At 64.1% G+C, this 19,865-nt stretch carries 18 protein-coding genes; 12 read left to right on the top strand and 6 right to left on the bottom strand.

Annotation, left to right across the window (positions count from 1 at the left end; genetic code table 11):
• Positions 1-108: 108 nt before the first annotated feature.
• Positions 109-603 carry a cytidine/deoxycytidylate deaminase family protein gene (locus ACZ5Z0_RS01200; protein WP_464109536.1) on the bottom strand — a complete coding sequence of 165 codons (495 nt, stop codon included), beginning with the start codon at positions 601-603 and terminating at the stop codon, positions 109-111.
• A gap of 8 nt (positions 604-611) precedes the next feature.
• Positions 612-1,919 (bottom strand): MFS transporter, encoded by a 1,308-nt coding sequence (locus ACZ5Z0_RS01195; RefSeq protein ID WP_464109535.1) that lies wholly within the window; start codon positions 1,917-1,919, stop codon positions 612-614.
• Positions 1,920-2,500: 581 nt separating this feature from the next.
• Between ACZ5Z0_RS01195 and ACZ5Z0_RS01190 the strand changes: the two genes are divergently transcribed.
• The 9 genes from ACZ5Z0_RS01190 to ACZ5Z0_RS01150 all read left to right on the top strand — a co-directional run bounded on the left by ACZ5Z0_RS01190 (position 2,501) and on the right by ACZ5Z0_RS01150 (position 11,065).
• A complete protein-coding gene (locus tag ACZ5Z0_RS01190; protein ID WP_464109534.1) occupies positions 2,501-3,109 on the top strand; it encodes a helix-turn-helix domain-containing protein in 609 nt (202 codons plus the stop codon).
• Between the two features lie 221 nt (positions 3,110-3,330).
• A complete protein-coding gene (locus ACZ5Z0_RS01185) occupies positions 3,331-4,713 on the top strand; it encodes an FAD-dependent oxidoreductase (protein WP_464109533.1) in 1,383 nt (460 codons plus the stop codon).
• Positions 4,710-5,972, top strand: a complete 1,263-nt coding sequence (locus tag ACZ5Z0_RS01180; RefSeq protein WP_464109532.1) for a CaiB/BaiF CoA transferase family protein — start codon at positions 4,710-4,712, stop codon at positions 5,970-5,972. The genes ACZ5Z0_RS01185 and ACZ5Z0_RS01180 overlap by 4 nt, the downstream gene beginning before the upstream one ends.
• Positions 5,969-6,799 carry an enoyl-CoA hydratase-related protein gene (locus ACZ5Z0_RS01175; RefSeq protein WP_464109531.1) on the top strand — a complete coding sequence of 277 codons (831 nt, stop codon included), beginning with the start codon at positions 5,969-5,971 and terminating at the stop codon, positions 6,797-6,799. The genes ACZ5Z0_RS01180 and ACZ5Z0_RS01175 overlap by 4 nt, the downstream gene beginning before the upstream one ends.
• A 50-nt stretch (positions 6,800-6,849) precedes the next feature.
• Positions 6,850-7,782 carry a dihydrodipicolinate synthase family protein gene (locus tag ACZ5Z0_RS01170; RefSeq protein ID WP_464109530.1) on the top strand — a complete coding sequence of 311 codons (933 nt, stop codon included), beginning with the start codon at positions 6,850-6,852 and terminating at the stop codon, positions 7,780-7,782.
• Positions 7,782-8,570, top strand: coding sequence for an SDR family oxidoreductase (locus ACZ5Z0_RS01165; protein ID WP_464109529.1), 789 nt, complete (start codon positions 7,782-7,784; stop codon positions 8,568-8,570). The genes ACZ5Z0_RS01170 and ACZ5Z0_RS01165 overlap by 1 nt, the downstream gene beginning before the upstream one ends.
• Positions 8,571-8,627: 57 nt before the next feature.
• Positions 8,628-10,115 (top strand): aldehyde dehydrogenase family protein, encoded by a 1,488-nt coding sequence (locus tag ACZ5Z0_RS01160; protein WP_464109528.1) that lies wholly within the window; start codon positions 8,628-8,630, stop codon positions 10,113-10,115.
• A 6-nt stretch (positions 10,116-10,121) separates the two neighbouring features.
• Positions 10,122-10,448: a ferredoxin gene (fdxA, locus tag ACZ5Z0_RS01155; RefSeq protein ID WP_464109527.1), complete on the top strand. Its 327-nt coding sequence runs from the start codon at positions 10,122-10,124 to the stop codon at positions 10,446-10,448.
• A 221-nt stretch (positions 10,449-10,669) separates the two neighbouring features.
• Positions 10,670-11,065 (top strand): DUF7793 family protein, encoded by a 396-nt coding sequence (locus ACZ5Z0_RS01150; protein ID WP_464109526.1) that lies wholly within the window; start codon positions 10,670-10,672, stop codon positions 11,063-11,065.
• A gap of 978 nt (positions 11,066-12,043) precedes the next feature.
• Here ACZ5Z0_RS01150 and ACZ5Z0_RS01145 read toward each other — a convergent pair.
• From ACZ5Z0_RS01145 to ACZ5Z0_RS01130, 4 genes are all read right to left on the bottom strand, one after another.
• Positions 12,044-12,661, bottom strand: a complete 618-nt coding sequence (locus ACZ5Z0_RS01145; RefSeq protein WP_464109525.1) for a TetR/AcrR family transcriptional regulator — start codon at positions 12,659-12,661, stop codon at positions 12,044-12,046.
• On the bottom strand, positions 12,658-13,401 hold the full coding sequence (locus tag ACZ5Z0_RS01140; protein WP_464109524.1) for an ABC transporter permease: 744 nt from the start codon (positions 13,399-13,401) through the stop codon (positions 12,658-12,660). The genes ACZ5Z0_RS01145 and ACZ5Z0_RS01140 overlap by 4 nt, the downstream gene beginning before the upstream one ends.
• 8 nt (positions 13,402-13,409) lie before the next feature.
• Positions 13,410-14,231, bottom strand: coding sequence for an ABC transporter ATP-binding protein (locus ACZ5Z0_RS01135; protein ID WP_464109523.1), 822 nt, complete (start codon positions 14,229-14,231; stop codon positions 13,410-13,412).
• A 1,659-nt stretch (positions 14,232-15,890) separates the two neighbouring features.
• Positions 15,891-16,148: a hypothetical protein gene (locus tag ACZ5Z0_RS01130; RefSeq protein ID WP_464109522.1), complete on the bottom strand. Its 258-nt coding sequence runs from the start codon at positions 16,146-16,148 to the stop codon at positions 15,891-15,893.
• Positions 16,149-16,205: 57 nt separating this feature from the next.
• On the opposite strand from ACZ5Z0_RS01130, the gene ACZ5Z0_RS01125 reads away from it, so the two are divergent.
• From ACZ5Z0_RS01125 to ACZ5Z0_RS01115, 3 genes are all read left to right on the top strand, one after another.
• Positions 16,206-16,997 (top strand): EAL domain-containing protein, encoded by a 792-nt coding sequence (locus ACZ5Z0_RS01125; protein ID WP_464109521.1) that lies wholly within the window; start codon positions 16,206-16,208, stop codon positions 16,995-16,997.
• A gap of 123 nt (positions 16,998-17,120) precedes the next feature.
• On the top strand, positions 17,121-17,582 hold the full coding sequence (locus ACZ5Z0_RS01120) for a YegP family protein (RefSeq protein WP_464109520.1): 462 nt from the start codon (positions 17,121-17,123) through the stop codon (positions 17,580-17,582).
• Positions 17,579-19,771: a putative bifunctional diguanylate cyclase/phosphodiesterase gene (locus ACZ5Z0_RS01115; protein ID WP_464109519.1), complete on the top strand. Its 2,193-nt coding sequence runs from the start codon at positions 17,579-17,581 to the stop codon at positions 19,769-19,771. The genes ACZ5Z0_RS01120 and ACZ5Z0_RS01115 overlap by 4 nt, the downstream gene beginning before the upstream one ends.
• Positions 19,772-19,865: the final 94 nt, after the last annotated feature.

Below are 19,865 nucleotides of genomic sequence, written 5' to 3'. Positions count from 1 at the left end.
CCCCTGACCGGCATCCCCGGTTGCCCCCAATCCGACGCACACACGGAGACCGGGACTTCTGTGTCCCGGCCTCCGTCGATGCTCAGATCGTGCCGCATTGCGGTCTTGCTAGCTGTACGCCCGCCCAAGCTGTGGCGGCCGCGTGTCCCATTCTGTTTCCGTTGCACGCATCCAGGGATACGGCAGCAGTTGATCAATACGGACCTTTTCCACCTCGCCTTCGGCGTCGACCAGGACAAATGTCCCTGCACCGTAACTGCGCAGCAGTTCGCGGCAGACACCGCAGGGGTTGGTGACCTGCGGTTCACCGTCCCCGTCCATGCTGACCGCCACCACGGAATGGATTGAGTCTTCCTGGGCGATGCGTGCGTTGGCGAGGGCGCTGGATTCGGCACACACGTTGATGCGCTTCGAGCCAACGTGAAGCCCGAGGTAAATCGCTCCGGACCCGCCGCGCATGGCGGCGGCAACTCGGTGGTTTTCGGTGTGATGGGCGCTTATGAGCAATCGTCGTGCCGTCTCATACAGTTCCAGGTCTGCATTACTGAGCTCGGAGGGCGCATCGGGGTCCGGGCTGCGCCCGGCTGTAGAGGTGATGTCCATGGGTGTTTCTACCTTCCGATGAAGATGCCGTTCTTCTTCCGTGCGAGCAGGTAGAAGACGATGCTGAGTGCTGAGAGGACGGCGACGTAGACGGGGAAGATCCAGGATGCGTTCAGGGACTGGAGCCAGACCAGGAGGTAGGAGGCGGTGCCTCCGAACAGTGCGACGCCCAGTCCGTAGCCGAGGGCTGTTCCGGCACCCCGGCAACCCTTGGGCATGAGGGAGCTGGTAACGACGTTGTACAGGGTCATGTTGAGCACCAGCACCACCGAACCTCCCAGGAGGACGGCAGCGAAGCCGGCGATTCCGGGGCGGACGTACATCAGCATGAGGAAGACGGAGGGGATGGATAGGGCCCGGGTGATCAGGAACCATTTGGAGATGGATTTTCCGTCGGCGACCTTGCCGATGATGAGGCTTCCGACCACCAGCACGATGCCAAGGACTGTGGTGAGTGCGAAGACAGCAGTCGCGTCTTCCTTGAAACCGGTGCGGGCCGCCGTCGGCAGGCCCGTGTTCCAGGCGTAGTTGTAGGCCTGCGCGGCGCCCACGACGAACGTGATGGCAAGGACGCTGAGCCAGTGCTTGCGCACTCCGCCCCAGACGGTTTTGGCGGAGTTGTTTTCCGCAAGCTCCTCGGGCTTCATGGTTTCCGGAAGGGTCCGGCGAAGGTAGACAACGACGAAGCCGAAGGCTGCGCCCACGATGAAGGGCACACGCCAGCCCCAGTCGGCCATGGCGGTTCCACCGAGCATCAGGGACGACAGGTAGCTGACCAGCGATGCGAGCAGGATGCCTGCGTTGACGTAAAAGGAGATGATGCCCGCGACAAAGCCCTCTCGTCCCTCGGGGACGAGTTCGACGGCATGGGCGGTGGACAGCGGAGCTTCAACGCCCGTTGAGATGCCCTGGACGATGCGGCAGACCAGCAGGATGATGCCAGCCGCTGGGCCAATCTGGTCATAGGTCGGCGACACGGCAATGACCAGAGTGGTCACCGCCATCATCATGATGGACCAGAGCATTACCCGTCGTCGGCCGATCCTGTCGGCGAAGGTGCCGAGCAGGATGCCGCCCAGGGGACGGAACGCGAAGCCGACGGCAAAGACAGCCAGCGCGCTCAGCGTTGCGGCAACGGGGTCCTGCGACGGGAAGAACTTGGGCCCAATGAAGGCCGACAGCAGGCCAAAGACCATCCAGTCGTACCATTCCAGAGTGTTTCCGAGTCCAAGGCCGAGGAGTCCCCGGCGTACTTCCGGAGAGAGGCGGGGCTTGCGGCCATTCTCCAGGTCAGTCTTGACGACAGTGTCAGTCATGATTCCATTTTCCTTCCCCCGCACCTTCGGGGTGCGTGAGGGTACGGATTGCCAGCAGGTACCTCCAGTGGGGTCGCCGGCAATCGAAACTATCGTTTGGCTTGGTCCGGGGCGGGACCGGCTCACCACATGGGAGGCGAGTTAGCCCAGATAGCTACGCATGCCTCTTCGTAGCGCTTGAATGCAAAACGGGCCATCCAGCTCGGCAAGAGAGACTAATCCTTCTTGGCCGGGCAATATCGTGGTCTGCGGATGGCTTGGCAGATGTCACGGCAGCTGTACTGACCGAAAAACCGTCTTCACGGGCTGGATGCACCTTAGCCAGGAGGCCGTGCGTCCCATCCGTTCTCGGCGTTCTTCCAAAAAGTGTCGCGGCTCACACAACTATATTGAAGATCTTCACGGAGTCAATGGTTTTTTTGAACTCGCGCCCACCAGCGGGAGGCGCACGCCGAACCTGGGCAAAGTAGCACGTCAGAGGCAAGTTGAGGCCGGGAGCGTAAAACATTCGCTAAAACCTTGATTCGCTAAAAGTTTTCACTATAGTTATGTGTGTTAGCTCACCAAGAGAGAGTCGGAGCATGACCAACGAAATCGTCACGGGCCATTCCCCCGCCGGCACGAGCGTTCTTCTTGCCACTGTAGGCAACAAGGTCCGCAACATGCGCAAGGACAAAGGGATGACCCTTGCGAAACTCTCCGAAGTCACTGGCCTCAGCCCGGCGATCGTAAGCCAGATCGAACGGGGTTTGGCCAATCCGTCTTTTACCACCTTGGCGCAGCTGGCACACGGCTTGGACATTCCTGTGGGGAAGTTCTTCCTCGGGCAGGAGGAAACCAGGTCCCCCGTGGTCCGCAAGGCCGAGCGGCGGAACCTCAAGGGCGTCACTAAGAAGGCTGTAGGTGAAGCCGTCTATGAGCTGCTCACCCCGGACCTCAACGGTGCGCTGGAGGCCCAATGGATCGTGAGTCCGCCAGGCCACGACACCAGCGCCACTCCTTTCCGCCACAGCGGCGAGGAATTCGGCATCGTCATCTCCGGCCGGAAAGACATCTTCCTGGACGGCGAGAAGTACACCTTGGAAGAAGGCGACTCGATCACCTTCTCTTCGGAAACGCCCCACTGGTACAAAAACAGCTACGAAGAGGTCTGCGTAGCGATCTGGGTCAACGCACCGCACGCGTGGTGACCCGCCGGCTCTAGCCGCCACCCTTTCTCCGGTCCGGATACCACGTAGCCCCCGGAGCCCCTCCAACAGTCCGCAGCACGGCCCGCAACGGGCCGCGATGCGTCATACCCCCTGCCGGGTGGAATTCGCGGCCGACGTCGCCGCGCCCCTCCCGAGCACCGTCTTCTACGTCACCGGCCGCCTTTCCAACGGCATTTGCGCCGGAAAAGTTAGGATCCTCCATGAACCCGTCCACAGCCCTGTCGTCGCTGGATCTCAGCACCACCACGGCGGACCTCACTGCACCCGTCATCTCCCGCTCCGACGTCCTGGTGGTCGGCGGTGGCCCCGCCGGTGTGGCCGCTGCAGTCACCGCAGCCCGCTCGGGCGCTTCCGTCACCCTTCTCGAGCGCTACTCCTCCCTGGGCGGCCTCGCCTCCGGCGGCATGGTCCTAGTGCTCGATGACATGATCAACGGCCAGGAAATCACCGTCACCGGCATCGTCTCCGAATACGTGGAGCGCCTGCAGAAGCTGGGCCTGGCGATCGTGCCGCCGGCGGACGACCGCAAAACCTCCGAGGAACTCTGGAACAAGTGGGGCCGCTACGGCACCTTCGACTTCCACTCCCACTCCACCCCCAAGCCGGTCTGCTACGCGGCCGCCTTCGACCCGGACGGCTGGAAGCGCGTCTCCAACGACCTCGTCCGCGAGGCCGGCGTGAACCTCCGCCTGCACTCCTGGTTCTCCCGCCCGATCGTGGACAACGGCGTCATGAAAGGCGTCATCTGCGAAACCAAGTCCGGCCCCCAGGCCTTCATGGCGGACATCGTCATCGACACCACCGGCGACATCGACGTCGCCTCCCGGGCCGGCGCCAGCTACGTCAAGGACAGCTACCTCACCACGCTCGTCTTCCGCCTGGGGAACGTCGACACCGACGCCGCGGAGGCCTTCGAACAGGCCAACCCGAAGGAAGCCCGCGCTATCAACCGCAAGATCAAGCGACTCCTCGGCGGCGCCTGGGAACTGTGGTGGCTCAAGACCCCGATCGAGGGCGTCGTCTGGTGCAACGCACCCCACATGACCGGCTTCGACGGCGTCGACCCGGCGGACATGACCGCCGCCGAATTCGCCGCGCGTGACCGCATCACCGAGGCCGTGGACTACGTCCGCGCCAACCTGCCCGGCTTCGAGAACTGCTACATGCTCGACGTCGCTTCCCAGATGGGCGTCCGCCAGACCCGCCTGCTCGAGGGCGAGTACGTCATGACCAAGGACGACGTCACCTCCCGCCGCCACTTCGCGGACACCGTGGCCCGCGGCCGCGACTACTACTACCCCTTCCGCTCGCTGCTGCCCAAGGAAGTCGACCAGCTCCTGGTTGCCGGCCGCCACTACTCCGCCACCCCCGAGGCGCAGAAGATGTCCCGCGAGATCCCACCCTGCATGGCCATGGGCCAGGCCGTCGGAGTCGCCGCCGCACTGGCGGTCCAGAACGGCACCCTCGTCCGCGACGTCTCCGCCATGGAGATCCAGCAGGGCATGCGCCGGCACGGCGCCGACCCAGGCGACGTCCCGTCGTCGAACGCCACCCTCGACGTAGACGCGGTGGTAGGGGCATGAGCACCGTCATCGACGAACTCTTCAACGCAGGTTCAACGGCAGAAGGCACGACGGCGGTTGCCGCGGAAGCTGCCGGCACCCCGCTCCCCCTCGAGGGCATCAAGATCGTGGACTTCACCCAGGTGTTTATGGGCCCGTCCTGCACCCAGTTGCTGGGCGACTACGGCGCGGACATCATCAAGGTGGAACGTCCGGGCGCCGGGGACATCTCCCGCAACTCGTTCCCGGACAAGGACGGCCAGGACAACCCGATCTTTTTGTCCATCAACCGGAACAAGCGCAGCATCTCCGTGGACACCCGCACCGAGGAGGGCAAGGACGTGCTCCGCCGGCTGCTCGCAGACGCGGACGTGGTGGTCAGCAACTTCCGCTCCGGCGTGATGGAGCGGATGGGCTTCGGCTACGAGGACCTCAAAGAGCAGAACCCGGGCATCATCTGGGCCTCCGGCACGGGTTTCGGCCCCGAGGGCCCCTACTCGCACAAGGGCGGCCAGGACGCGATCGCCCAGGCCTACTCCGGTGTCATGTGGCGGCGCGAATCGGATGACGTGAAGCCCTCGATCTACCCCACCACGCTGTGCGACTACATCACGGGCATGCATCTCATGCAGGGCATCCTGCTGGCACTGCGCACCCGCGAGTCCGCCGGCGTCGGGCAGAAGGTGGAAGTGACCATGTACGACTCCATGCTGCACCTGCAGATGCAGGAGGCCTGCATGCAGCTCAACCGCGGCTACGAGGTGAACTGGGGCGCCATGCCGCTCAGCGGCGTCTTTGAAACCACCGACGGCGCCGTCTGCATGGTGGGCGGCTTCACCCCGGACCCGCTGCTGCGCATTTCGGAGGCCCTGGGCCTGGACGAGGACCTCACGCAGCGGCCCGAGTTCGCCAACCTCGAGCAGCAGTTCAAACACAAACCTGCGCTGCAGGCGATCTTCCGCGAACGCATCGCTACCAACAGCACCGAATACTGGACCACCCGGCTCGAAGAGCAGGGGCTGCTCAACGCACCCGTGCACACCCTGGCGCAGACCCTGGCCGATGCGCAGACCCAGGCCAACGGCATGATCGTCGAGGCCGAACACCCCGGCGTCGGCACCGTGAAAATGCTCAACGCGCCCATCCGGCTCTCCGCCACCCCGCCCACCATCCGCCGGGTAGCCCCACGGCTGGGCGAACACAATGTAGAGGTGCTGCTGGAGAACGGGTTCGACGCCGAGACCATCGAGCGCCTGCAGCAACTGGGGGTCCTGCGATGACCGCCGTTTCAGAGGCCGGGACGACCGCCCCAGTCGCCACCGCCGTTGACCAGGTCACCCTTACCATCGAGAACCACGTCGCCACCGTGGTCATCGACCGCCAACACGTGCTCAACGCCGTCGACAGCGGCGCCCAGGCCCGCCTCAACGAGATCTGGGACCAGCTCGAAGCCGATCCGGACATCCGCGCCGTGGTCATCACAGGCGCCGGGACACGTGCCTTCTGCGTGGGCGCTGACATGTCCGCCTCTGCCGTGGACAAGACCGGCCTCCAATACTGGGCGAACCTGGACCCGAACGGCTTCGGCGGGCTAAGCCTGCGCACCACCCTGGACGTCCCGGTGATCGCCCGGGTCAACGGTTACGCACTCGGCGGCGGCATGGAAATCGTGCTCGGCGCGGACATCGTGATAGCAGCGGACACAGCCCGCTTCGGGCTGACAGAACCGCGCGTAGGGCGCCTGGCCCTCGACGGCGGCATCCACCAGCTGGTGCGCCGGATCCCCTACACCCAGGCGATGGGTATGCTCCTCACCGGGCGAAAGGCCGAGGCCGCAGAGATGCAGTCCATGGGCCTGGTCAATGAGGTGGTCCCCGCGGAGGAGCTCGACGCCGCGGTACAGCGCTGGGTGGACCAGATCCTGGCCTGCGCCCCCACGTCCGTCCGGGCGGTCAAGCAGATGGTCACACGGACCGCGCACCTGACCGCCGCCGAGGCCCGCGGCCTTCGGCTCCCGGCTCTCATGGCGGCCCTGGACAGCGAAGACTCCGCCGAGGGCGTCCGCGCCTTCCAGGAAAAGCGCCCGCCGGTCTGGCCGGGCCGCTAGCCAAACATTCGGCCGTTCGAAGAACAACAAGAGTTTAGAAGGAGAAACCAATGAGGGAGTCACTGACACCCGGAGTGTGGGGTGTCGTCGCCACACCGTTCCAAGGCAGCGCCCTGAACGTCGACACGGACAGCCTGGCCGGGCTCGTGGGCTACTACGAGTCGATCGGCGCCACAGGACTCACGGTCCTGGGCGTGTTCGGCGAGGCCGCGGCCCTGACGGCGGCCGAGCGCAACCTGGTCCTGGAGGTGGTCGTGGAGGAAACGCGCCTGCCTCTTGTGGTGGGGGTGACCTCACTCTTCACCGGCACCGCCGTCGATGAAATCCGATCCATCCGGGCTGCCACTGGCGACCGGCTGTCGGCCGTTATGGTGCAGGCCAACTCCGCCAACCCCGGCGTGGTCATCGCGCACCTGAATGCCATCCACCAGTCCACCGGAGCGAACGTGGTGCTGCAGGACTACCCGTTGGCCAGCGGCGTCCACATCAGCACCGAGGCCCTCATCTCCGTGGTTCAGGCCTGCGGCTTCGTCACCGCGGTCAAGGCCGAGGCTCCGCCGACCTCCGTGGCCATCGGACACCTCACGGCAGCGCTCGATGTCTCGGTCTTCGGCGGCCTCGGCGGCCAAGGTCTCCTGGACGAGCTTATGGCCGGCGCCGCGGGGGCGATGACGGGGTTCTCTTACCCGGAAGCGCTCATCGCCTGCGTGCAGGCCTGGCACAAAGCCGGCTACCAGGCCGCCCGCGAGGCCCTGCTGCCCTACCTGCCGCTGATCAACTTTGAGCAGCAGGCGAAAATCGCACTAGCGATCCGCAAGGAATGCCTGCAACAGCGCGGACTCATCGCCGACGCGAGCGTCCGCGCCCCTGCGTTCGTCTTCCCCGAGGTTCTCCGGACCGGGCTGCGCACGCACCTGGCCGAGGCCGCCGAAGCCCTCGGCCGCAACCGGGCCACCGCCCTGACCACCGCAGGGAGGCATTGATGGACTTCGGAATCAGCGGAAAGACCGCCTTTGTGTCCGCGTCAACCGGCGGTCTGGGCCTCGCCATCGCCCGGGCACTCGCCGCCGAAGGCGTCCGGGTGGCCATCACAGGCCGGCGCGAAGTCCGGGCCAAGGAGATCGTGGCCGAACTGACGGACACCTACGGACCAAGCGCCGTGGCAATCGCAGCGGACCTCAGCACTCCAGAAGGCGTGGCTGCCGCCGTCGAACAGGCCGTCGCGGAACTCGGGCCCATCGACATCCTGGTCCTCAACGGTCCCGGGCCCAAGCCCGGCGCGGCCGCCACCCTCGGCGCGGACGACATCGCCGCGGCGTTCGAACAGCTCGTCAAACCCCACCACGCCCTCGTCTCGCACATCCTGCCGGAAATGCGGAAACGGCGCTGGGGCCGGATCCTGGCCGTCGGATCGAGCGGCGTCGTGGCACCACTGCCCAACCTCGCAGTGTCCAACACCGGCCGTGCAGCGCTGGCCGGCTACCTCAAGACCCTCGCCGCCGAGGTGGCACTGGATGCCGTCACGGTCAACATGCTCCTACCCGGACGCATCGCCACGGACCGGACCGCCGAGCTCGACCAGGCCGCCGCCAAGCGGCGCGGCACCACCCCCGAGGAAATCCAACTCGAATCCCGTAAGACCATTCCCGCCCGACGCTATGGCGAACCCGAGGAATTCGGCGCCGCCGCGGCATTTCTCTGCAGCGCACCAGCCTCCTACATCACCGGCGTGGCCCTGCGCTGCGACGGCGGCCTGATCCGCGGGCTCTAACCCCAGTAGGCTCTGAGCCTTCAACACACAATGCTCCGACTCCCCCGAAGGACCACCATGACTTCCACGGCACCAGACACCGCAACTGCAACCGAGAGCTCCGCCGACGCGGACCGCATGACCGCCCGGCACCTGATCAACGGCGAATGGGTCGGCGGAGCAGACACCGAGCGGATGAACCCGGCCCGCCCGGGCGAGCTCGCCGCCCTCTCCCCCAGTGGCACCGCCGCCGACGTCGACGCCGCCATCACCGCCGCCGCCGCCGCGCAGCCGGCCTGGGCCGCCCTGCCCGCCCCGACCCGCGGCGCCATCCTGATAGCCGCCGGCAACCTGCTCCTCGAACGCCAGACCGCCATCGCCGAAGACCTCGTCCGCGAAGAAGGCAAGACCCTCGCCGAAGCCAAAGGCGAGGTCAAACGCGCCTCCGACGTGCTGCGCTTCTTCGGCTCCCTCGGCTGGGCGGCCACCGGCGAAGTGCTGCCCAGCGGCCTGCCGGACACCACCATCACCACACGCCGCGAGGCCCTCGGTGTCGTCGGGCTCATCACGCCGTGGAACTTCCCCATCGCCATCCCGGCCTGGAAGGCCGCCCCGGCACTGATCAGCGGCAACGCCGTCGTCATCAAGCCAGCCGAACTCACCCCGCTCTCCGCGACGCACCTGGCCCGCGCCCTGCAGGACGCCGGGCTGCCCGCGGGCGTGTTCAACGTGGTTCACGGCAAGGGCCGCGTGGTGGGCGACGCCCTGGCCCGCGATCACCGCATCGCCGGCATGTCCTTCACCGGCTCCACCAAAGTGGGACTCGGACTGCAGGAAATCCTCAACGGCCGCCGCGCCCGCGTCCAACTGGAAATGGGCGGCAAGAACGGGGTGCTGGTCCTGGACGACGCCGATCCTCGCAAGGCTGCCCAGGTTGTGGCGGCCGGCGCGTTCGGCCTTACCGGCCAGGCCTGCACCGCCACGTCCCGCGTCTACGTCACGCCCGGCATCCGCGCCGCATTCCTGGACGCTCTCACCGAGGAAGCTGCGCAGTACACCGCCGGCGACGGCCTCGAAGCCGCAAGGATGGGCGCCGTGGTGAGCAGCCAGCAGTTCGAACAGAACCAGGCCGCGGTGCGCACCGCCGTCGAACGCGGCGCCACGCTGCTGCACGGCGAGTTCGACGGCGGCGCCGACGCCGGGTTCCTGTTCCCAGCTGCCATTCTCACGGACCTGCCCTTCGACGATGCCGCCGTGACCGAAGAGATCTTCGGACCTGTCGTCGCAGTCTTGGAGGTCCCGGACTACGAGGCCGGGCTCACCGCGATCAACGATTCACGCTACGGCCTCACCGCCGGAATTTGCACCGACTCGCTGGCCTTGGCCACTGACTTCGCTGCACGCGCCCAGGCAGGCGTCATCAAGGTCAACCGGCCGACCGCTGGCCTGGACCTTAACGTTCCCTTCGGCGGTGTCAAGGACTCGTCCACCAACACGTTCCGCGAGCAGGGGAAGTCGGCGCTCGACTTCTTCACCTGGGGCAAGACTGTCTACACCGGGGTCTAGCCTGCCATGACCTATGTGATTGCCCAGCCTTGTGTGGATGTCAAAGACAAGGCCTGTATCGACGAGTGCCCGGTGGACTGCATTTATGAAGGCGAACGCTCGCTCTATATCCACCCCTCCGAGTGCGTGGACTGTGGCGCCTGTGATCCGGTCTGTCCCGTTGAAGCGATCTACTATTCGGATGATGTACCGGACGAATGGGCCGATTACGTGCTCGCAAATGTCGAGTTTTTCGATGAGCTGGGCTCGCCCCAGGGCGCGTCGACCCTCGGGAACCTGCACCGCGACCATCCCGTGATCGCCGGCGCCTCGATTGCGGGCACTCGTGGGTGACCCGTTCCCGGGGGCTGCCGTCAGGCAGCGTCGCTGACGTCCGTTGTGGCCCAACAAGGAATCGGTCTCGCGCGGTCTCTGCGCTAGAGATCCACAGGCTCGCCCTGCGTCTTCGCTCTTGTCACTGAGATGCCGCATCATCGGCGTGCCATGACACACAGGCGGAACTGCATATGTGACGCTTTGTGGGCTATTGTCATGCTCGGGATTAAGGGGACCACGTGGTCGAAATCGCTATGCCAGCTGTAAACGCAAGCCTGCGCGTCGACGAGGGCGGAACGTTGCACCTGAAGTGGACGCCGGGCGTAACCATTGCCGCGGCCGACGCCGATGCGGTGATCTTCGCCATCCGGTCCCTGGGAGGCACCACGCTGCAGCCCATACTTGTAGAACTGTCCGAGGTGAACGTAAGCCCGGAAGCCCGTTCAACGCTCCAGACCGAACACTTCGTATCAGCCGTCGCCGTCGTCGGGGCCAGCATTGTAGACCAGGTTGTTTCCGTGGCACTCCTTCGAAATCAGAAATATCCTACAGGATACTTCACATCCGTCGGGGAGGCCCGTGAGTGGCTCAGCACATTGCCAGCCCCCGATATTTTGGCAGAATCCGTCGTATAGCCGACACGCGAAAAAGCCAGCCTCCGGGCTCCTCCAAAGGATCGGGCGCCGGCCCGCGGACGACGATCTCTCCTCAGGTGGAGCCGCGGTCTAACGACCAGAGCCTGACCGAGGCCGAAAATCATCGCCATCCTTGTGTACGCCGGACCCGCAATCGTCGCATACCAACGGACACCGCACTCTATCGGAACCCCCATGGATTCGAGGTCCGAGGCCGCCTCACGTCAGACCGTGTCCCCAGCTGAATCTGGCCGAACGGAAGAAGTGATCAACTGGGCAGCTGATATTCGATTTCCTCGCAGCAACCCAAAGCCAGGAGGCACGGGCAATTGCGACCATGCTTCGACGTTGCTCAAGGCAGCCGCAGATACGCTCGAAACGGAGAGTCTGAGGCTCCTAAACCATGCCACTCCAAGGAGAACGGCAGAGCGCATCCGGGGTGCCCGGGCCCCAATGGATACGCCACGGGCCACCGAAGTCCCCACGAGTGCATTCATGCCACTAAACTAGAAGCGGCTCTCCAGTCCCCCAGCGTGGAGAGCCGGGAGCCTTCGCGCTTGAGTCCACGGACTCGCGCGGGGCTCCTCATGACGCTCACGGCAACTCATCCCGACATCCTATCCACTCGGACCACCGCAGAGCGGGATCGCCCCCATTGAGGGCGTCGTCTGAAGACCACAGCACAGCCGAGCAGTTCCAACCAGCACTCAGCAACCGCTACTAACTGGTGCTATCGACGACCCTTTCTGCGATTGACGGCTCTGCCGGCGGCCCCATACGAGAAAGGACATGCCTGACCGGAAGGGTACCGTCCCCGACCCGGGCTGGACCCCGGCTGCAGCGGCCTCCACCTCGAAGGTGACGGCGCCGCCTTGGTCCTGGAGTCAACGAAATAACAAGGGCTTGCGGGTGGGTGACTCCGCGGCGGCGACCCGAGGCACGCCGAATGTGATACCAGTTCGCGACAATGGCTGCGCGTTACCGGCGGGTAATCAACATGCCGGTCAGGTAGCGCTGGACGGTTGGGGAGACCATCCGCACTACGTCCTGGGGCGCGGCCGACGCGAGCGGTTCCAGACGCACCACGTATCGCATCAGCAATAGCCCCGCCATCTGGGTGGCGATCAAATCGCCGCGTATCCTGGCCTCCTCTGGCGTCCCGGGCACTCCGGCCAAGATCCGTGACAAGATGGTCCGGTCGAGTATTTGGCGGAGCAGCGCGGTCTTGGCTTTCGAGCCGATGGTGCCGCGGACGAACGCCACCAATCCCCGCTGGGCGGGGCTTTCCCAGAGGGAAAGCATAGCCCGGACGATTGCTTCGCCACGCTCGGCCGCGTCCAAGTCTTCCACTCCGGCCAGGACAGTCTCCGGGTCTGCGGGAAGTTCCACGCTCGAGACAAAGAGCTGGTCCTTGCTGCTGAAGTAGTGGTGGACCATTGCCGGGTCGACCCCGGCTTCCCGGGCAACTTGCCGGAGGCTAGTGCCGTCGAAGCCGCGTTCGGAAAATAGACGCCGGGCAGCGGCCAGGATCAGCTCCTTCGAGTCCGCGCCGCTGCCCCGCCGCCCGCGCCGCAAGGGCTGACGGCCTCCGCTCATGAAGTCCGCCGTCGCAGCGTCAGGGACGCGAGGACCAGAATCCCCAAGACGATGGACGTCATGGCAACCGCGTCCTGCCACATGACGGCCGTGGCCTCGGAATGGCCGGCGATCTCCTGGAGGGCATCCACCGAGAACGTCAGGGGCAGAACATTGGAGATCCCCTCAAGGACTTCGTTCATCCGCTCCCGGGCCACAAAAAGTCCGCACAGCAGAATTTGGGGGATAACCACGACGGGCATGAACTGCACGGCCTGAAACTCCGTGCGGGCAAACGCGGAGCACAGCAACCCCAGAGCCACACCCAGCACGGCATTAATGACCGCGATCAATACCACGAGCCCAGGGTCACCTTTGATGTCAAGCCCAAGGGCCCAGTACGCCACGGACGTTGCAACGATCGATTGCAGCGCCGCCATGATTGAGAATGCCAAGGCATAGCCGAACAGGAGGTCGGCCTTGTGGATGGGCGTGGTCAGCAGGCGCTCCAGCGTCCCGGACGTCCGCTCGCGCAGCATCGTGATGGAGGTGACCAGGAACATGACGACAAACGGGAATATGGCCAGCATCATCAGACCTACGCGGTCAAAAGTCCGCGGGGACCCAGGGGGCACGGTCTCATTTTCAAACAGGAAATATACGGCCGTCAGCAACAGCGCCGGCACCACCATGATCAAAGCCACGCTGCGGTGGTCGTGACGCAGCTGGTCCAGCACCCGGGCCGTCGTGGCCAGCATCATCCGCGGGTTCATCGTACCGCCTGACTTTCCTGTGCTTCCGGGCCCGAATCCGATCCGGCCTCAGCGTCCTGAATGATGTGCAGAAAGGCCTGTTCAAGGTCGTCGCTGCGTCCTCGCTCGGCGAGCTCGGCGGGGGTGAGCTGCGCCAGCAGCAGGCCGTTACGCAACAGAAGCAGTGACGCACAGTGCGAGGCTTCTTCCATTACGTGGCTGGACACCAACAGAGTGGTCCCAGCCTCCGCCATCGCGGCAAAGCGCTGCCACAACTCGGCGCGCAAGACCGGGTCCAAACCCACCGTCGGTTCGTCTAGAACCAGCAGCTTCGGATACGCGACGAGCGCACACGCGAGCGAAACCCGGCTTAGCTGCCCGCCGGACAGGTCCGCTGTCTTCTGCCCGGCGAACTGTTCTAGTCCGACGGCGGCAATGGCCGACGCGGTATCCGCCGCTGTCGCGCCGTGCATCGCACCGAAGTATCGGACGTTGGCTTCTGCGCTCAGATCGGTGTAGACGCTGGGCGCCTGGGTGACATACCCAACGTCGTGCCTCAAGGAGGGCTCGCCGGCCCGCCGCCCGAGCACGCGGATGGACCCGTCGGTGATTTTCTGAACGCCAACGATGGCGCGCATCAATGTGGTCTTTCCGCTGCCCGACGGTCCGAGCAGCCCGGTGATGCGGCCGGACTCAATGGAGAAGTCAAGACCCCGCAGGATTCCAGTGCGACCCCTTGAGATGTGTAGCTTCGAAGCCACGACGGCCGGGGCTCCCTCGGAAGCGAGCCTGTCATCCCGGCTCCCGGCGACTCTGTCATCATTTTCGACCGGGGACATCAAGACCTCCAATGGTCTCGTTTATTCATCATTCGATGAATAAACGCTAGATCCGGCCGATGCCTGCAGTCAATGCCGCGACGCGGGTCAATTCTTGGAACGGCTCGCCGTCACCTGCAAACGGGAATCGTCCCCCGGCAGGGAAGTGACGGGCCCCGCGGACCGTGTGGCCCCGACTCCATACCTGTGCCCCGGTTGTTAGGCCTCAGGATGCATTCATCCGGATTGTTGTGTTCGTTCAGGTCAATCACCCTGCCGTCGCAATCGCACAATCCTCGACCTAAAGCGCCGACGACAAATATCCGGAGCTTACACCCCAACCGACGGAACCCATGAGGAACGCTTTACGGCCGGCTTAGCCGATCGGTGAGGCCCGGCTCTCCTGATGCCACAATCAGTGAACGCCCCGCATTCTCTCCTTGTTCGGATACCAGGTTGTCGCTTCCGCCGTTATCGGCCGCATCATTCACCACGACTACGTCGTTGCCCCCAAAAGCCCCAGCTACCGACTCAGACACTCGCCGCGCAGGCTCGCCGTTGTCGACAAGACAGGGCAGTCCAGCAGCCCACCGGCGAAAACGTGGCTCACTCCCAACCATGTATCCCTTTACGACCACCGCTGACCATCAGGCTCATTCAACGCGTCCCTTGCCAATGCCATAGGGCAGTATGCCCCTGTCGCGTCTGTCTCAACCGGGGCATTCTTGTTTTCTGGATGCAATATAAGAGGGGTGAATTTGCGTGAACGAGGAGCCTGATGGGTCGGGCGCCGCCAGCGGTGAGCTCCCCACCCCCCGCGCGCCCCGGGAAGGTGACAGGACCTGGATAAGCATCCGCGAATCGATCCACGGCGAAGCGACCAGCTACTGGTGTGTGTACAGGGCCGCCAGCGGGACTTGGGAGCAAGAGGACGCAGCTGAGAAATGAAGCGTAGTAGACGTTGGTGCGCCCCGAGGGCAGGGTCCGCGGTGCCCGGTGCCGAGATCGAAAGGTTACCGGTGGGAACTGTGACGGTGACATCGGTGCCTGAGGTTGTTGCAGCAGTGGCCGACAATGCCATCGAGCCCATTAGAGCGGCTGAGGCAGCGGCGACGAGGGATACACGAGAGAGATTTCGGATTGGTTGAGACCATTGCTCGGACCGGATCACCGGCCAGGAAGGTGCCTGGTCTGTCCGGGAGAGTGACGCTTTCGACAGGCCCCACGGTTAGCGTCAAAGCTAGCCAAGCGATAAAAGTAGCCCGCCACTGCTGTGCAAAAACTGCCTATTTCCTGCGCTCTTCTGACGCATTCGGATCCCAATTCTGCGCTAAAGCCCCCCTTGGTGCTCTCTGCGGGACGATTGCGTCCAAATTACATCGCCCACGGCGACCGTTGCGCCCGTGGTATTCGTGAACGGGGCACCCGGGTTTCAGCGCCATGCCCGGGGGCACCGGGAGAAGGGCAGAACACAACGGCATTTATGCGCCGGCGAGTCCGCACTCAAGACACTGGGCAGGACCAAAGCCAGGGCCGAATCGGACATACTCGCCCACATTGGCCAATTTCCACGCTGATACGACATTCCGGTTAGTCCCGTTGTAAAATTTTGTCACAGCAGCGGATGGCTACTCTCGGAATCTGGCGCGAGAGAGTGCACGGCGGCTGGTGCGTTCCGGCTCAGCCGGAACGGGAGAAAGGGAGCAGCCAATGCCGATAGAGCCTTCGTCTTTTCAGGAACGCGCCGACGGCCGGAATGGCCGCCCTCTCCAGGGCGAATCGGCGGACCACGTTGCGCCACGGATTCGCGCGCAAGCCGCAGAGATAATCGCGACGGTCCTGGCCGGAACCGAGTCGGCGCAGGCCGCCGCGCGAACGCAGCTTCGTGAGCTTCTCGCAGCGAATCCGGCCCGGCCGGAAGTGGCGCTCGTGGAGCACCTGATTGCGCTGAGGAAGCGTACAGGCTCCGTAGGCGCGGCCGCGAACCTGGCGCCCATGACCGGCACGTCCTCTCCGGAATCGATAACGCAGGTCGGTTCGCGCGTCGAGTCGATCCTGCAGGGCCAGATGCTGATCACGGCTTTCCAGCCGATATGTGCACTCTCCCACGGGGGTGTCGTCGGGGCCCAGGCCCTGGCCCGGTTCTTCAGCGAGGGAGGCGACGAGGCTGCGGACTGGTTTGCGACGGCCAAGAAAGAACAGTTGGGCAGCGAACTAGAATTCGCGGCCCTGGAATCCGCGCTGGAAGCCGCCCAGGACTTATCGCCGCACTTGTATGTTGCGCTTAAAATCTCGCCAGCGACGTGCCTCGACCCGCTGCTGCCCGAGCTGCTCAACGATTGCTCCCTGGACCTTGGACGCCTGGTCCTGGAACTTACCGAGGAGATGACCCGCGAACAACCCGTCGCGCTGGGGGCGGCGCTGGCCCCGTTGCGCCGGGGCGGCGTCCGCCTCGCGATCGACCATGCGGGCTCCCACTTCACGTCCCTCCGGCACATCGGGCAACTTAGGCCGGACTTCATCAAACTTGACCGGACCCTTGTCGCCGGCATTGAGGCAGACCCGCTGCGTTCCTCCCTTGCGGAAGCCATGGTTGGCTTCGCAAACTACCTTGACGCCGTGGTGATAGCTCAGGGAATCGAGACCTTTGCAGAACTCGAAGCTGTACGCCGCCTCGGGGTGGCCGCCGTGCAGGGCTATCTGCTGGGCACGCCCACCACCAATACCGAGGAATGGGCTGGCTGGACGCGAGTCGCACAGAACAGCCCGACGGAAACGATCCTCTAAAGGGAGCGCGGTCCCCTACCCAATAGAGAATCCGCGCCTCCGGATATTTGCGTCCGGAGCTTAAGAAAACAACTTGCCCCGGAGCGTATTCTGAACGATCATCAAGTGTATTGACAAAAAACGATGATCCGCTTAACGGGAAGTGTCATTTACAAAGTCGGCGATTCCGGTCCGCGATCCTTTCGCCGAACCTGGACTCGAAACGGCTCCAAGCGGACCATGGTCCTGCGACTTGGGAGGTCATCGATGGCAGGCATCTTTGAATTGTTTCTCGACGGCGACTCACACTACAGATTCCGGTTGGTTGCTGCCGACGGGACCGTTCTGGCAATTTCCCGGTCCTTCGACGGTAAACCAGCTGCCGTGGATGGAATCAGTGAGGTTCGGGAATGCGCAGGGATGGGCCCAATTTCCGATACGTGTGTAACTCCGGATCATTGCGCGGATTACCCTCTGGCTCGACGTCAGCCTACTGTGGCCGCGCCACTCCCAACAGGGGACGCCTCGACTGGGCGGCATCGGCGCGTCCGGACAAAATTTGCTCTCCGCAGTCCCCGACCCAAATGGCCGGTCGAGGCCAGATGACCGGGGCTGTGGACCGCGTTCGAAACCTGCATGTGGGAGCCATTTCTGCGCCCCGCTCCTTCGGCGACTCGGCTTACCGGGAAATGATGGAATGTGCCCCCGACGCGATGTTGATGGTTGACAAGGGCGGCAAAATCACTTTTCTGAATGCCGCCGCGGAATCACTTTTCGGATACAGGCGCGAGTGGTTGTTGGGCCGCTATTACGGGGCGCTCCTGCCCGGCCGGTTCCAGGGCCGCGATGAAGACTTCCGGGCGATTTTCGACTCTGCTCGTCGGACGCGGCAGATAGGGACAGACCTTGACCTCTTTGGCCTTCGACGCGATGGCACCGAAGTTCCCATCGAAGTAAATCTGGCGACGCTCCCGGGCCCGGAGGCCCCGCGGATCATCGCAGCGGTCCGGGACGTGAGCGAACGCAAACGCAGCGATGCCGCCCTGCGCGAGGCGCTGTCACTGCTCAGCGCAACCCTGGAGTCCACTGCTGACGGGATCCTGGTAGTCACTGCCGAAGGCAAGATCGCCGGGTCCAACGAGCGGTTCGCGACAATGTGGGGCATCCCTGGTGAGCTTCTGGAATCCCACGACGATGCGAAGCTCATGGACTTCGTACTGGACCAGCTCACTGACCCGATCGCCTTCGTTGCAAAGGTTCAGGACCTCTACGCCCGCCCCGCGGCGGAAAGCCTCGACGTGCTTCACTTCACTGACGGGCGTACATTCGAACGTTACTCGCGACCGCAGCGTGTCGCAGAGATGATCGTCGGGCGTGTATGGAGCTTTCGCGACATCACCGCCCGTGTCCAAGCCCAGGAACAGGCACGGGCGGCACTGGCCGAACTCGGCCGGCAAGCCGATGAACTCAAGCTCCTAGCCTTCCGGGACCACCTCACGGGCCTGGCCAACCGGGCGCTTTTTCGTGAGCGGCTCGAACACGCTCTCACCGTCCCGGACCGTTCCCGGGTGCACGTGCTGCTATTGGATCTGGATGACTTCAAGGAAGTAAACGACGTCCTGGGCCACCAGGCCGGAGACGAGATGCTCATCGAAGTTGGCCGCCGCCTGCAAAGCAGGGTAGGCGCAGCGGATACTGTGGGCCGGCTCGGAGGGGACGAATTCGTCGTTCTCCTGACCGATTCAACGGACCCGGCCGCGGTCGCCGCCGGAATTGTGGCCCGGCTGAATGAACCCTTTGCTTTGCACGGCCACGAGCTACACCCCAGCGTCAGCCTCGGTCTGACCAGCGCGGATGCCGTAATGCATGCACCCGACCTGATGAGGCGGGCCGATATTGCAATGTATGCTGCCAAGGCCGCGGGCAAGAACCGGTACCTGCGTTTCCACCCGGACATGATGACCGCCCTCCTGGCCCGGAACGATCTCGAAAATGGGCTTCGTCACGCTGTCGAACGCGGCGAGATTGCCGTGCACTACCAGCCGGTCGTCTGCGCCACGTCGGCCAGAGTCGCCCAGGTCGAGGCCCTGGTCCGTTGGGAGCGGCCGGATGGTTCGATGCCTCCTGCCGACTTTATCTCAGCCGCCGAGAGTTCCGGGCTCATCATCTCCATCGGCCACGAAGTACTGAGACAGACTTGCGCCCAGCTGCAGTCATGGCTGGCAGCAGACCCGTCGCGCTCCGTAGCCGTGAATGTTTCGGCTGTGCAATTACGCGAACCAGGCTACGCCCGCTCGGTGTTGGAAACCCTGGCAACCGCCGGAGTGAGGGGGGACCAGTTGATCCTCGAAGTCACCGAAAGCGTTTTCCTCGATCCCGCACCATACGTGACGGAGCAACTGACGCTATTGCGCGGTCAGGGACTCCGGGTCGCCTTGGACGACTTCGGCACCGGCTACTCTTCACTCGGCCGGCTTCAGGATTTGCCCGTGGACATTCTGAAAATCGACAGGTCCTTCGTTTCCGTCATCATCACCGGTGACGAGAACCTGCCCATCCTGAGTTCCATGACTGCCATGGCCGGTCACCTCGGGCTCCACATCACCGCCGAGGGTGTTGAAACCCCGGAACAAGCGTTGCATTTGCTGCGCTTGAACTGCGATGCCCTGCAAGGCTATCTCTTCTCGCCTCCCGTGCCGATGACCGGTCTGCCCGTCGCTGAGATTCACGCCACTGAGCGTTTCCGGAATCTACGCCCCACCGAATTGAGCTTTGGCGTCCCCAGGACTCATTAGGCCATTCCCCGGCTTGTGCACCTCCTTCAATGCAACAAGTTCAATCAGGCTGCTGCGCACCTCCGCAGAGTCCGGAGCAACCAACCCTAGAAAT

This window comes from Arthrobacter sp. T2-23 (genome assembly GCF_055398325.1).
This window is presented reverse-complemented; position numbering and strand designations above follow the sequence as displayed.